Source organism: Reyranella sp. (genome assembly GCF_965279625.1).
Taxonomy (GTDB): Bacteria; Pseudomonadota; Alphaproteobacteria; order Reyranellales; family Reyranellaceae; genus Reyranella.
In genome coordinates this window covers 1,383,289-1,396,574 of sequence record NZ_OZ257251.1, presented here as the reverse complement: position 1 = coordinate 1,396,574, position 13,286 = coordinate 1,383,289, and the positions used below count along the sequence as shown (strand labels likewise).

The following is a 13,286-nucleotide window of genomic DNA, read 5'->3' as shown; positions in this document are numbered from 1 at the left end:
CCTATTTCTGTAATTCAGTACTGAATTACTTATTTACTTTCCCCGCCGCAAGGTCATTCTCTCCCCAGACATGCCCGCCATCCGTCCCGCCCAAGCCTCCGACCTGCCCTCGATTTCGGCCCTGGATGCGCGGCTGACTGGATCGGACAAGCCCGATTACTGGCGCGAAAGGCTGGCGCCCGACCGCCATTTCCTGGTCGCCGAAACCGCCAGGGGCGCGCTGGCCGGCTTCATCGCCGGGGAGGTCCGCGCCTGGGAGTTTGGCCAGCCGGCCGCCGGCTGGGTCTTCGCCATCCAGGTCGATCCGAAGACGCGCCTCAAGGGGGTGGGCAGCGCGCTGTTCGAGGCGCTGGCCGCGCGCTTCAAGGAACAGGGCGTGACGCGCGTGCGCACCCTGGTCGACCGCAAGGACCATCTGATCCTCTCCTTCTTCCGCGCCCAGGGCATGGTCGCCGGCCCGTCACTGCAACTCGACAAGGAACTCCCATGAGGAGCGGGGCGTGAAGCTGCAGACGGCCACGCGGCTCGGCCTCTACGCCATCCTCGAGCTGGCACGAGATCCCGCGCAGACCCTGTCGTCGGCCGACCTTGCCGAGCGCTTCGGCGTCTCGACGCATTCGCTGGCCAAGGTCCTCGGCACACTGTCTGCCGCCGGCCTGGTGCAGGGCGGGCGCGGCGCGTCGGGCGGCTACCGCTTCACCGGCAACCGCCGCCGCATTACGCTGATGGACATCGTCGCCCTGTTCGAACCCGCGCCGGGCAACCGCGCCAAGGAGGCGGGCGAGGACACGGAGATCGGCGCGGCGTTGCAACGGGTGCTCACGGAGATCGATGAAATCGCCGAGGCGACGTTGCGCTCGGTGAGCCTGGAGACGATGCTCAGGCGACCCACCTGAGAGGCTCGCATGCTGGCGCGTCTGGTCTGTCTTGCCATGCTACTGTTTCCAGGCATGTTGATCGCGCAGCAGACGGGCGAGGAGCCCAGGGCCTGCGCTGCGAATGGTACTGTCAACCCCGCATACGAGCGCGAGAGCCGGACGACCGAATGGCCGCAGGAAGCGCAACGCCTCCGGGCCGACGTGCCTAGCGTTTCACGACACGGCGATCGGCTGCGGCTGCCGATCGATGGCGGCACGGCGATCGAGCTGCAGGACTGTCCCTATGGCAACGCCGGCCACCAGTATCTCTACGAGCGCTACGACGATCCCGGCCGCTTCTATGTCGTGCGGACGCCCGGTGTCGACGATTTCACCTGGACGCTGGTGATGAAGCGCACGGGCCGGCTTTTCACGGTGCACGGTGCGCCAGTGTGGGCTTCCGACAAGACGCGGTTCCTGACGGTGGCCTGTTCGCTCCAGCCGCCCCGGGGGACACTTTCGGTCTTTACGCCTTCGGGTGACGGACTTGCGGCCGAGGCGGAGATCGAACTGCCTTGCGACAGCGAGAGCTGTTCGGCGCGCTGGGATTTCCAGTCGTGGATCTCGATCGCCTGCACGCCGCGCGACGATCCTTCGAAGAAGGGCAAGGAGTTCGTCCTGATGCGCGGCAACGACGGCAAATGGAACCGGTTCGGGCGGTAGCTGCTGTCGTCCTGAGCGCAGCGAAGGACCTCACCGCGCGGGCGGACGACTCTACGTGGCGGGCGGGAGATCCTTCGCTGCGCTCAGGATGACAAGAGGGGAGATCAGACCTTGTCCCATCCATCGCGCGTCTGCGGCAGCTTCTTCTTGAGCAGCGCGCCGGCCACGACGTTGCGCAGGACCTCCGCCGTGCCGCCGCCGATGGTGAACATGCGGACGTCACGGGCCATGCGTTCAAGCGGCAGTTCGCGGCTGTAGCCGCGGGCGCCGAAGAACTGCAGCGCCTCGTTGACGATCTGGATGGCGCTCTCGGAGGTGAAGACCTTGGCCTGGGCGGCCATCAGCATGTCGGGGAAGCCGCCTTCGCCCGAGCGCGCGGCGTTGTAGACGAGGGCGCGGGACGCCGAGAGCTTGATCGACATGTCCGCGAGCTTCCATTGCAGGCCCTGGAACTCGTTGATCGGCCGGCCGAACTGGTGCCGCGTCTCCGACCAGTCGAGCGCCAGCCGGTAGGCGCCGTCGGCGATACCGAGCGCCACGGTGGCCGCGCCAACCCGCTGGCTGTTGTAGGCGGTCATCAGGTCGGCGAAGCCCTTCTTCAGGCCGCGCGGCGGGATCACGAGGGACGAGGGCGGGACGTCCATGTCCTCGAGGTCGATCACCGCCTCGGGGATGCCACGCAAACCCATAGTCGGCTCACGCTTGGTGATCTTGAGGCCCTTGGTCTCGTCGCGGATGGCGAGGAAGCCGCCGATGCCTTCGAACGTGCCCTTCTCGTCGTAGACCTTGGCGAAGATCAGGTGCAGGCGGGAGACGCCGCCACCGGTGATCCAGTGCTTGCGGCCGTTCAGGACGTAGCGGTTGCCCTTCTTGTCGGCGCGCGTGGTCATGCCGTTGGCGTCGGAGCCGGCATCGGGCTCGGTGATGCAGATGGCGGGCTTGTCGCCGGCCAGGACCATGTCGGCCGCCATCTTCTTCTGCTCTTCCGAACCGTAGGCCATGACCGCGCTGATGGCGCCCATGTTGGTCTCCACGGCGATACGGCCGGTGACGGCACAGGCGGACGACAGGGCTTCGATGGCGAGCACGGCGTCGAGCCAGCCCTTGCCCTGGCCGCCGTACTGCCTGGGGATCGTCATGCCGATCAGCCCGGCGTCCTTCAGCAGCTCGACATTGTCCCACGGGTACTGCTCGGTGCGGTCGACCTCGGCGGCGCGGTCTGTGACGGGGCCGGCCGCCAGTTCGCGGGCGCGGGCCTGCAGTTCGAGCTGCTCCGGTGACAGGGCGGACGGATTCATGGGCGACGGACCTCAAAGAGTATCGACGGTGAAGATGGCGACCGACCCGCTCCGGCCGCGGACGGTCGTGCTGCCGAGCGGCTTGAACACGAACTCGGTACCGCAGCCGGCGCGCGTCGTCTCCGCCACGAGAATGCTCGTGCCGTGATCCTTGTTCAACTTCTCGAGCCGCGCGGCGAGGTTCACCGTGTCGCCTAGCAACGTGAAGCTCAGTCGCTGGCCGGCACCGATGGAGCCGCCAATGACCGCACCGGTGCTGATGCCAATGCGGGTGACGAACGGCACCTTGGCTTCGCCGAAGCTGCGGCCTGCGACGGCGCGCTGGATGTCGATGGCCGCACGGATGCCGGCCGAAGCGTGGCCCGGGCAGGCGAGCGGCATGTTGAAGGAGGCGAACAGACCGTCGCCGATGAAAGTGTTCACCACGCCGCCATGGGCGCGAATGGGAGCAAGCACCGTCTCGAGATACTCGTTGAGGGCTCCGAAGAGTTGGTCCGGAGGTATTCTCTCGGCGATCGTCGTGAAGCCCGACACGTCCGTGAACAGGATCGTCGCCTCGCGGGTCTCGCCGGCCAGCACCCCGTTGCCGCCGCGCTGCAGGATGGTCGAGGCCACGCTCTCGTCGACGTAGCGGCCGAAGGTTTCGCGGATCTGCTCGCGTTCGCGCAGCCCCTCGACCATGGCGTTGAACTGGCCCGTGAGTTCACCGACCTCGTCGTTCGACGTGACGGGGACCCGCACCGACATGTCTCCGCCGGCGACCTTCGACATGGCGCGGGACAGGATGCGGATGGGGCGCAGCAGGGAACGCCCGATGAAATAGATCGAGACGGCGACGCCCATAAGCGCGATGGCGACGTCGGTCGCGATCTCGAACTGCAGTTTCACGCCGTCATAGCTCACGAGGTCGATCACGACAGCCGTCATCGGCGCGAGCGAGATGACGAGGAGGGCGATGCCGAGCTTCAGGCGGTAGCGGCCGAAGAACAGCGACAGGTTGCGGCCGGTGCGCCTGAAGATGAATCCGCAGAGGTCGCCCAGATAGTCGCTCATGACGAAATAGATGTACGTGAAGTAGAAGAGCGGCAGCAGCAGGCAGAGCGCAACGGTGTCGGCGAGCGTCTGGGTCGGCAGGCCGCGGAAGGTGTCGTCGGGCCAGAGGTAGGGCGCGGTCACCCGAAAGCCCACCATCACCAGCACGAGCAGGCCCACGCGCGACGCTGTCAGGAGCGGAAGTTGCGTGATCCGCCGCTCTGCCTCCTCGAACCGTCGACTTCCCGCCAAGTACTCTTCGATCGGTATGAACAGGCGACGATTGACCAGGGCGTTGACGCCCAGCAGGAGGAAGAGGCCGACGGCGATCGATCGCGGCGCATAGGCCCATGCATCGGAGAAGGCGACGAAAAGGCCGGTGAAGACGATGTCGACTCCGGCCGCCGAGACGGCTCGAAGCAGGTAGCGGCGGCGCAGGCTGCCGATCTCGGACGCCGTGGCGATGGGCTGCTCGTTCCCCGCGACCGTCACAGTGGCTCTCCCACACGATACACGACGACGCCGTCATGATGCCCGCGCACGTCAGTCGTGCCCAACCGTTCGCAGAAAACCGCGGCGTCCGCAGCCGCCACCGTGCTCTCGGCAGCGAGGATGCGCGTGCCGAACTTCTTGTTGAGCTGCTCGATGCGCGAGGCCACGTTCACCGCGTCTCCCAGCAGCGTGTAGCTGAGCCGATTGTCGGTGCCGATCGTCACTCCGATGACGGGGCCGGTGTTGAGGCCGATGCGTGTCGGGAGGGTAAGACCACGTGCGAACCGGGCCGTCGAGAGAGCCTGCTGGATGTCGATCGCGGCCGCGATGGCGGCCTTCGCGTGATTCTCCAGCGGCCGCGGCAATCCGAAGCTCACGAAGAGTCCGTCGCCGATGAAGCTGTTGACGATGCCACCGTGACGCTGGATGACCGGGACGACGGTCCCGAGATAGGCGTTCAGCAAGTCAGCCATGTCGGCGGGCGTGGTACTTTCCGAGAGGCGGGTGAATCCTTCGATGTCGGTGAACATCAGGGTCGCGTCGGCCGTGGTGTCGATGCTGCGGCCGGTATTGCCGCGGTTCGAGAGGATTGAGGCGGCGACGGTCTCGCTCACGTATTTGCCGAAAGTGTCGCGAAGATAGGCCTTCTCCGCGAGGCCTTCGACCATCTGGTTGAATCGGCTGGCGGCATGGCCCAGTTCGTCGTTCGACGTGACGGGCAGGCGCACCATGTAGTCATTGTCGGCGACCCGGCGCAGGCCGCCGTCCAGCCGCGTGATCGGCCGCGTGAGTGCTCTGGACACCCAATAATATATGAAAATGGTAGCGATCGCCGACGTCGAGATGTCTGTCGAAACTTCACGCACCAGACGCTCGCCGGAATAACTCAGCATGTCGGCGATGACGAGCACCATCGTCGAGAAAGAGACGAACAGCAGGGCAAGCGACACCTTACGGCGAAAGCGCCCTTCGAAAATAGCGATGTTCACGCCGTGCGACCGGAAAAGCTCTTCGCAAAGGTGATCGAGATAGGCTGCGACGACAAAGAAGGTGAGCACGACATTGAAGCCGGTTCCGACCGTGAGATTGGCGAGGGCATCCGGCCAGGCGGCCTGCTGCAGCATGGAGCCCATGGCGATGTCGAGGCGACGGGAGACGATCTGCAGGCCCACCATCGGTGCATACATCACACCAACCACAATGGCGGAATTGCGCGGCAACTTCGAAAGCTGCCGCTCGATGTCGCTGAAGGCGGTGCGGCCGTCCATGAAGGCCCGTATGGGCCGGATCAGGAAGGCGGCACCTAACCCCACGCCGCCGAGGAGGAACGATGCGGAAACCGCCAGCGATGGCAGCGCGAACTGCGGCGCCCCGTTGAGCGCGCAGTAGATGGCGAGCGTGAGGAGGTCGATCAGGAACGGCACCGACATCGCAAGGTAATAGCGATGCACGAGTCTGGCGGGCGACAGAGGCGGCGCCGCGTCGTTGAGTGCGTTCATCCGCCGGATATAAAGCGGATCGGAGCGGAGCGGAATGCCCCGCCCGTCGCATCGTCAGCGGGCTAGGCCGTCAATTCTCGCGCCGTGATCCGGTACTTGAACCTTTCCGGGTCGAGCGAATCGAGAAAGCCGGACCGGTTTTCGGCCTGCGGATACATCAGGAAGGCGATCGGGTCCTCCTTGGAGCCCGGCAGCTTCACATCGTGCGCTACGTTGTAGGCGAGCCAGTTGCCCTCCCAGGCGCCGAACAGGGCGCGACGGGCGGCAACCACCTTGGCATCGGACATGGCGAGGTTGGTCGGTGGTTCTTCCAGCACGACCTTGCGGACGTCGGCGGGATCTACCGGAGTCCAGCCCGACCCAGCGAGCCAGACTTCGGCCCGGCAATGCTGCGCCTTGGAAACGACCTCCGATCCCGCGCCCAGCGCCTTGAAGCCGAACTCCGACGGCATCACGCGGATACCGTAGACGTCGCGGGCCGGCAGCCCGACCGAGCGGGCGAGGCCGACATAGAGCGCGTTCAGGTCGGCACACTTGCCGTTGAGGTTGCCGGTCCGGATCATGGTGGTGATGTCGCCAACGCCGCAGCCCAGCGTCCTGGCGTTGCGAAACGTGTTGTCGACGACCCAGTCGTAGATCGCGCGCGCCTTGGCGGCGTCGCCCTGCTTGCCGCGCACGATCCCGTCGGCCGTCTCCTTCACGATCCCGTCGGTGGGGAGGAAGGTGGTCGGCATCAGGTTCAGCTTGCGCTCGGCGTCGCTGAGCGATGTGGCATTGCCCTGGCCCGGCACGACCGATCGGTTCTGCGCCTGGACCTGCGCCACGATCTCGATGACAGGCGCCTGCTGGTCGGCCGCCCATTCGACCTTCAGCATCTCAGCGCCATACTTGGGATCGCGCACGCGTTCGGCCACGCGCGCGTTGCCGGTCCAGGTCACGGCGCCGGGGCGCTGCCAGTCGGCCGCTTCGAACGTCGGCAGCGGAATCCACGCCCTGGTCGCGCCGGCCGTCGGCTCGACCCTCGTGGTCAGCACGTAGGTCCGCCATCCTTTCGGCACGGGAGCATAGGTCACGGCCTGCGCCGACGCGAGGCGCGGCGTGAGGCCGAGGGCACCGGCGGCAAGGCCGGCCTTGAGCATGTCACGACGATTCATCTTGGTGTTTCTCCCATGGCAAAGTCTGCCGGGGAGGGCGGTCGTCCCGTCGTCGGGAGGAGCCGGCGCCATCCCGGACCGATCCGCGTCGCACGCGACAGCGTCAGTACCGGAAGCTCAAGAATTGCAGCCGGTCGCGGCGGCCGTCAACATTGCCTGCCGGTAACGCCCTGCCTAAGGTGACGCTTTCCGCAGGGAGGGTGGATTGGTCGCCGTTCTGGATCTCAATGCCGAACTCGACAGGCTCACCCAATTCGCGCGCACCCCCGCAAGTCCCGAAGCTGACCGGCGCAAGGGGCTGGGACAGGTCGCGCCCTATCGCGACGGGGCGATCTTCACCAGCAAGTTCAGCGGGAGCGGTGGCTGGGAACGCCATCCGAGCGGCGACGAGATCGTCCATGTCATCGAAGGCGAGACGCTGCTGCATCTTCTGCCCGACGAGGGACCCGAGGCGCTGGAATTGCGCGCCGGGATGATGGTGATCGTGCCGAAGGGCATGTGGCATCGCTTCGAAGCGGCATCGGGCGTCACACTCATGACCGTGACGCCGTTGCCGACGGAACATCTGCCCGTCGGCGTCGAGAACCCACGCTAGACTACAGCCCGAGATAGGCTTGGCGGACTCGGTCGTTGGTCAGCAGGTCGGCGCCCCGGCCCTCGAGTTCGATGCGGCCGTTCTCCAGCACGTAGCCGCGATCGGCGATGCGCAGCGACGCCATCACGTTCTGCTCGACCAGGAGGATGGTGAGGCCCTCTTCGTTCAGCCGGCGCACGATGCGGAAGACTTCCTGCACGATGGTGGGGCGAGGCCGAGAGAAGGCTCGTCGAACATGATGAGGCGCGGCTGGCCCATCAGGCAGCGGCCGATCGCCACCATCTGCTGCTCGCCGCCCGACAGCGTGCCGGCGGCCTGGCGCCTCCGCTCGGCCAGCCTCGGGAACATTGCGAACACGCGCTCCAGCGTCTGTTTCTCGAGCGCCCGCGCGCGCTTGGGCGTCGCGCCCATCTCAAGATTTTCGAGGACCGAGAGATTGGGGAAGACCTGGCGTCCCTCGGCGACATGACCGACACCGGCCTCGCAGACGCGATATGAGGGCCAGCCGGTGATGTCGGTGCCGTCGAAGCGGACATGACCGCCTGCCGGCTTCTCGATGCCGTGGACCGAGCGGATCAGCGAACTCTTGCCCGCGCCGTTGGCGCCGACGATCGCCACGATCTCGCCCGGTGCGATCTCGAGCGAAACGGCGGCCAGCGCCTGCGCATCGCCGTAGAAGAGGTCGAGGTTCTCGACCTTGAGAAGGGGGGCGCTCATGCGGGCTCCGCCTCGCCGAGATAGACGTCGAGCACGGCCTGGTGGCGCGCGATCTCGGCCGGCGTACCCTCGGCGATCTTCTCGCCGTAGCTCACCACGACGATGTTGGAGGCGAGTGCCATGACGGCCCGCATTACATGTTCGATCAGCAGGATGGTGAGGCCGGTGCGGCTGTTGAGCTCCTGCAGGAACGTCACCATCACGTCGATCTCGGTCGGCCGAAGCCCCGCCATCACCTCGTCGAGCAGCAGCAGTTTGGGCTCGGTCGCGAGCGCGCGCGCGACCTCCAGGCGTTTGCGGTCCGGCAGGGTGAGGCTCTCGGCCGCCTGGTGGCGGCGATCGTGCAGGCCGAGCTGCATCAGAATGTCGGCGGCATAGGCGCGGGCCTCGGGAAGGGCCGGCCGGCGGTGCAGGGCGCCCACCGTGACATTCTCCAGCACGCTCAATCCCTTGAACGGCTTCACGATCTGGAAGGTGCGGCCGACGCCCGCGTCGCAGACGCGGTCGGGCCGCAGGCCGGAGATCTGCCGCCCGTCGAGGCGCACGCTGCCGGCGTCGGGCCGGTAGACGCCGGCGATCATGTTGAAGATCGTGGTCTTGCCCGCACCGTTGGGTCCGATCAGCGCGTTGATGGCCCCGGCAGGCACGTCGAACGAGACGTCGTGTACGGCACGAAGGCCGCGGAAGCTCTTGCCGATCCCGTCGAGTTCGAGGCGGGCGCCGCTCATCGCCGCTTCTCCCCGAAGCCCAGGCGGTCGGCGATCCACGGCCAGACGCCGGCCGGGCGGTACATCACGATCACCAGCAGCGCGAGACCGTAGAAGATCTGCTTCAGGCCGGAAATGTGGAAGACCTCGCTGAGGTCGGTGAAGATCTCGCCCAGCCCGGTCAGCACGATGGCGCCGATGATCGGTCCGAACAGCGTGCCCAGCCCGCCGATGATCGGCGCCAGGGTGAACTCGATGGAGCGGCCCATGGCGAAGGCCGTCTCGGGGAAGAGGTTGTTGTAGTAGAAGGCGTTCCAGACGCCGGCCAGCGCCGTCAGTGCCGCCGAGATCACGATCGCGATCATCTTGCAGCGCAGGACCGGGACGCCCACCGCCTGGGCCGCTTCCGGGTCTTCCCGGATGGCCAGCCAGTAGCGGCCGAGCCGGCTTTCGAGGAGAAGGCGGCAGAGGATGAAGGTGCCGGCGGCCAGCGCCAGGATCACATAGTAGAAGAGCAGCGGCCCGCCGCGCAGGTTCAGGATGTCTGAGGTGGCATCGACCTTGAGGAATAGGCCGCCCGAGCCGCCCGCCCAGCCCCAGTGATCGAAGGCGATGCGCGTGAACTCGCTGAAGGCGATCGTCAGCAGCGCGAAATAGACCCCGGCCAGCGAGAAGCGGAAGCCGAGATAGCCGACGATCGACCCGGCGGCGACGGCGGCCGCGACCGCGGCAAAGACGCCGGCCCACGGGCCGATGCCGTAGTGGAAGAACAGGCCGGCGGCGATATAGCCGCCCACGCCGGCATAGAGCGCATGGCCCAGTGAAAGCTGGCCGGCGAAGCCCATCATGATGTTCCAGGCCTGGCCGACGAAGGCGAAGTAGAGGACCAGGATCAGGACGGAGAGGCCGTATTTGCCGAGCAGCGCCGGTGCCACGAGCAGGAGCACGAGCAGCAGGCCGAGGCACCATAGCGAGCGGCCCGGCACGCCCCCGGTGAGACGCGCAAGCAGTGTCATGGGCCGCTCTTGCCGAACAGTCCCTGCGGCCGCAGCAGCAGCACGAGGATGAGGATGCCGAAGCTCACCATGCTCTTCAGCGACGGCTGCAGGAGGAGCCCGGCCACCGCCTCGCTGACGCCGATCAGCAGGCCGCCGGCCAGCGCCCCGGTCATGCTGCCGAGCCCGCCCACGATCACGATGACGAAGGCGAGCAGCGTGTATTCGGCGGCGAGGAACGGCGTCACTGGAATGATCGTGATCATCAGTGCGCCGGCGGCACCGACACAGGCCGCACCCACGCCGAAGGTGAAGGCGTACAGCCGGCGGACGTCGAGGCCGACGACCAGGGCACCGAGATTGTTGTCGGCGGCGGCGCGGATCGATTTGCCGGTGCGGGTGCGGGTGAAGAAGAGCCAGAGCAGGCCCGCGATCACCACCGCCGTCAGGGCCGCGTGAACGCGCACGGCGTCGAAGACGAAGGGGCCGAGTTCATAGGATTCGAACTGCGAGTCCATCTGCACGCCACGCGAGTCGGGACCGGCGATCACCAGCGAGACATTGACCAGCAGGATGGCGATGGCCAGCAGCAGCAGGAACTGCTGATGCTCGGGCCGGCCGATGAACGGCGAGATCACCGCGCGCTGCAGCGCATAGCCCGCGCCGAAGAAGATCACGGCGATCACCGGCAGGCTCAGCATCGGCGAGACCTGCAGGTATTCGAAGCCCATCCAGGCGAGATACATGCCGACGACCATCATCTCGCCGTGCGCGAAATTGACCACGCGCATGACGCCGAAGATGACCGAGAGCCCGAGCGCCATGAGCCCGTAGACCATGCCGGTCAACAGACCCTTGGTGATCGCCTGGGCAAGCGAGAGGAGAAAGTCTGCGGTCATGCTTTCATGCTCCTCTCCGCCCGCGGCGCGGGGGGAGAGGCTGGGTGAGGTGGGTCATACCCTCTCTGCCACGGCGGAGAGGGAAAGTTAGAGCGAATGGATCAGGTGCGGCGCTTGTCGTTCCACGGCGGCATCGGGAAGACGAGCGGGGCGGCGGCCGATTCGAGCGGCAGCACGACCGTGGGCTTGCGCTTCAGGTTCTCGACGGCAGCGGCCTTGATGTTGACGTTCTGGCCCTTGGAGTCGAACTGGATCGGACCGCCGACCATGACGTGCTGGTCGATCTTGATCTTGCGCAGCGCTTCCATGAGGTCGCCGGGCTTGGTCGACTTGGCGGCGAGCCAGGCCTGGGCGGCGATCAGGATCCCCTCGAAGGTGAAGCCGCCGTTGAGGTCGAGCTGGTCGTTCGGATATTTCGCGGCATGGCGCTTTTCGAGCGACTGCGTCATCGCCGATTTCGGGTCGAGCCACGGCACGTTCGAGATCATGTACTCGCCGTACTTGCCCATGGTCTTGAGGAAGTCTTGTTCGTACAGGCCCGGTGCGCCGGGATTCAGGACGCCCATCGGCTCCCAGCGCTGCTTGACCATCTCCTGCACCAGCAGCTTGGCATCGTTCAGGCGGCTGACCGGCAGCAGCAGCTCGGCCTTGGTGGCCTTGGCCTTGGCGACCTCGACCGAGAGATCCTTGGCGGCGACGTCGTAGCTGATCGTGTCGACCAGCTCGTAGGGCATGTCGAGCTTGGGGAAGAGTGCCTTGATGCCGTTGATCATCGAGGTGCCGAACGTGTCGTTCACGCTCATCAGCACGGCGGTCTTCGGCGTCTTGCCCGAGATCTTGAAGATTTCCTTGTGCAGCGACAGCGCGCCGGTGATCAGCATCGGCGCCGTCGGGAAGTTGCGCACGACGAACTTGTAGCCCTGCTCGGTGATCTGTGGGGCCGCCGCGATGTTCACGACCAGCGGCACGCCGCGCTGCTCGCAGACCTGGGCGATGGCGATGGTCTGGCCGGAATCGAAAGCGCCGACTAGCATGTGGCAGCCCGCGTCGATCGCCTTTTCGGCTTGGGTCCGGGCGACGTCCGGTTTGGTTTCGGTGTCGTAATTCACGATCTCGAGCTTCACCGGCATCTTCATGTCGGCGAACACGTCGTTGGCCACGTCGGCGCCGCGTTTGCAGGCCTGGCCGATCTGCGCCTGCAGGCCGGACGTCGGCAGCAGCAGGCCGACCTTGAGGTTCGCGGGCGCGCCCTGGGCGAACGCCTGGCGCAGCGGCAGGGGGGCGCCCAGCAGGGCGGCGCCGGCGAGAGCCGACTGGCCGAGGCGACGGCGGGTGAAGGTGTTGCGGCCGGTCATTGCGGCTCCTCCCATGGGTTTTTGCTGGCCGGGACTATAGAGGCTGACTTCTGCGCGTGCTAGGTCGGCCGGCATGATCCAGAGCCTCGACGACCTCAACCACGCGACCGCAGGCGACTTCGCGGCCGCCGTCGGCGACACGTTTGAACTGGCGCCGTGGGTCGCCGACGCCACGGCCGCCAAGCGGCCCTTCGCCACAGTCACCGCACTGCACGAAGCGATGATGGGGGCTGTGCGCGCGGCGCCACGCGAGCGCCAGCTTGCCTTCGTGTGTGGCCATCCCGATCTCGCCGGCAAGGCGGCGAGGGCGGGTGCTTTGACCGAGGAGTCGCGGCACGAACAGGCGAGCGTCGGGCTCGACACGCTCCCGGAGGAAGAATTCGCACGCTTCCATCGTCTCAACGATGCCTACAAGGCGAAGTTCGGGTTCCCCTTCATCGTCTGCGTCCGCCGGCACACGCGCGATTCGATCCTGGCCCAGTTCGAACGCCGGCTGCGGCACGATGCGGCCACCGAATTCGCCACGGCCCTGCAGGAAATCTTCTTCATCACGCGGCTGCGGCTGGCGGTGAAGGTGACGGGCGAGGGCATGCCCCGGGTGAACGGCCGCCTCAGCACGCATGTGCTCGACACGCATGCGGGGCGGCCGGCGGTCGGCGTCGCGATCGAGCTGTATGAATTCGCCAGCGAGCGCGCCCATCGCATTGCCACGGCCACGACCAACGCCGATGGCCGCACCGACGCGCCGCTGATCGGCGGCCGGCCGCTGCCGATCGGCCGCTACGAGCTGCGCTTCGCCGTGGGTGACCATTTCCGCAGCAGGGGCATCGAGCAGGGCGATCCGCCTTTTCTCGACATCGTGCCTTTACGCTTTTCCATTGCCGAGCCGGAGGGGCATTATCACGTCCCGCTGCTCTGTACGCCGTGGAGCTATTCGACGTATCGCGGAAGCTAGAAGTAGGA

At 66.5% G+C, this 13,286-nt stretch carries 13 protein-coding genes and 1 pseudogene; 5 read left to right on the top strand and 9 right to left on the bottom strand.

The features are described from left to right. The first annotated feature begins 70 nt into the window (after positions 1 to 70). Genes ACQY78_RS06780 through ACQY78_RS06770 form a run of 3 tightly spaced genes read left to right on the top strand, consistent with a single transcriptional unit; the run spans position 71 to position 1,580 of the window. Positions 71 to 490 (top strand): N-acetyltransferase family protein, encoded by a 420-nt coding sequence (locus ACQY78_RS06780; protein ID WP_428683966.1) that lies wholly within the window; start codon positions 71 to 73, stop codon positions 488 to 490. Positions 491 to 500: 10 nt separating this feature from the next. Beyond that, a complete protein-coding gene (locus ACQY78_RS06775) occupies positions 501 to 896 on the top strand; it encodes an Rrf2 family transcriptional regulator (protein ID WP_428683964.1) in 396 nt (131 codons plus the stop codon). Between the two features lie 9 nt (positions 897 to 905). After that, positions 906 to 1,580, top strand: a complete 675-nt coding sequence (locus ACQY78_RS06770) for a hypothetical protein (protein WP_428683962.1) — start codon at positions 906 to 908, stop codon at positions 1,578 to 1,580. A 104-nt stretch (positions 1,581 to 1,684) separates the two neighbouring features. On the opposite strand, the gene acdA is transcribed toward ACQY78_RS06770, so the two are convergent. The 4 genes from acdA to ACQY78_RS06750 all read right to left on the bottom strand — a co-directional run bounded on the left by acdA (position 1,685) and on the right by ACQY78_RS06750 (position 7,055). Next, positions 1,685 to 2,878 carry a 3-sulfinopropanoyl-CoA desulfinase gene (gene acdA, locus ACQY78_RS06765; protein ID WP_428683960.1) on the bottom strand — a complete coding sequence of 398 codons (1,194 nt, stop codon included), beginning with the start codon at positions 2,876 to 2,878 and terminating at the stop codon, positions 1,685 to 1,687. A gap of 12 nt (positions 2,879 to 2,890) precedes the next feature. Beyond that, positions 2,891 to 4,402 (bottom strand): adenylate/guanylate cyclase domain-containing protein, encoded by a 1,512-nt coding sequence (locus tag ACQY78_RS06760; protein WP_428683958.1) that lies wholly within the window; start codon positions 4,400 to 4,402, stop codon positions 2,891 to 2,893. Then, entirely contained in the window at positions 4,399 to 5,901 is a 1,503-nt protein-coding gene (locus ACQY78_RS06755) for an adenylate/guanylate cyclase domain-containing protein (protein ID WP_428683956.1), read from the bottom strand. Before ACQY78_RS06755 ends, ACQY78_RS06760 begins: the two co-directional genes overlap by 4 nt. Positions 5,902 to 5,963: 62 nt before the next feature. Then, complete coding sequence (locus tag ACQY78_RS06750) at positions 5,964 to 7,055, bottom strand: transglutaminase-like domain-containing protein (RefSeq protein WP_428683954.1); 1,092 nt, start codon at positions 7,053 to 7,055, stop codon at positions 5,964 to 5,966. Between the two features lie 205 nt (positions 7,056 to 7,260). Between ACQY78_RS06750 and ACQY78_RS06745 the strand changes: the two genes are divergently transcribed. Further along, complete coding sequence (locus tag ACQY78_RS06745; protein WP_428683952.1) at positions 7,261 to 7,650, top strand: cupin domain-containing protein; 390 nt, start codon at positions 7,261 to 7,263, stop codon at positions 7,648 to 7,650. Position 7,651: 1 nt separating this feature from the next. Here ACQY78_RS06745 and ACQY78_RS06740 read toward each other — a convergent pair. The 5 genes and pseudogenes from ACQY78_RS06740 to ACQY78_RS06720 all read right to left on the bottom strand — a co-directional run bounded on the left by ACQY78_RS06740 (position 7,652) and on the right by ACQY78_RS06720 (position 12,323). Beyond that, positions 7,652 to 8,367, bottom strand: a pseudogene (locus ACQY78_RS06740) (ABC transporter ATP-binding protein). Continuing rightward, on the bottom strand, positions 8,364 to 9,095 hold the full coding sequence (locus ACQY78_RS06735) for an ABC transporter ATP-binding protein (protein ID WP_428683950.1): 732 nt from the start codon (positions 9,093 to 9,095) through the stop codon (positions 8,364 to 8,366). The pseudogene ACQY78_RS06740 and the gene ACQY78_RS06735 overlap by 4 nt, the downstream one beginning before the upstream one ends. Next, a complete protein-coding gene (locus ACQY78_RS06730; protein WP_428683948.1) occupies positions 9,092 to 10,090 on the bottom strand; it encodes a branched-chain amino acid ABC transporter permease in 999 nt (332 codons plus the stop codon). Before ACQY78_RS06730 ends, ACQY78_RS06735 begins: the two co-directional genes overlap by 4 nt. After that, the gene (locus tag ACQY78_RS06725) at positions 10,087 to 10,968 is read right to left on the bottom strand and encodes a branched-chain amino acid ABC transporter permease (RefSeq protein ID WP_422012474.1); all 882 of its coding nucleotides are present in this window, start codon (positions 10,966 to 10,968) and stop codon (positions 10,087 to 10,089) included. Before ACQY78_RS06725 ends, ACQY78_RS06730 begins: the two co-directional genes overlap by 4 nt. 101 nt (positions 10,969 to 11,069) lie before the next feature. Continuing rightward, complete coding sequence (locus ACQY78_RS06720) at positions 11,070 to 12,323, bottom strand: ABC transporter substrate-binding protein (protein ID WP_428683945.1); 1,254 nt, start codon at positions 12,321 to 12,323, stop codon at positions 11,070 to 11,072. Positions 12,324 to 12,396: 73 nt separating this feature from the next. On the opposite strand from ACQY78_RS06720, the gene uraD reads away from it, so the two are divergent. Further along, on the top strand, positions 12,397 to 13,278 hold the full coding sequence (gene uraD, locus ACQY78_RS06715) for a 2-oxo-4-hydroxy-4-carboxy-5-ureidoimidazoline decarboxylase (protein ID WP_428683943.1): 882 nt from the start codon (positions 12,397 to 12,399) through the stop codon (positions 13,276 to 13,278). The last annotated feature ends 8 nt before the right edge of the window (positions 13,279 to 13,286 follow it).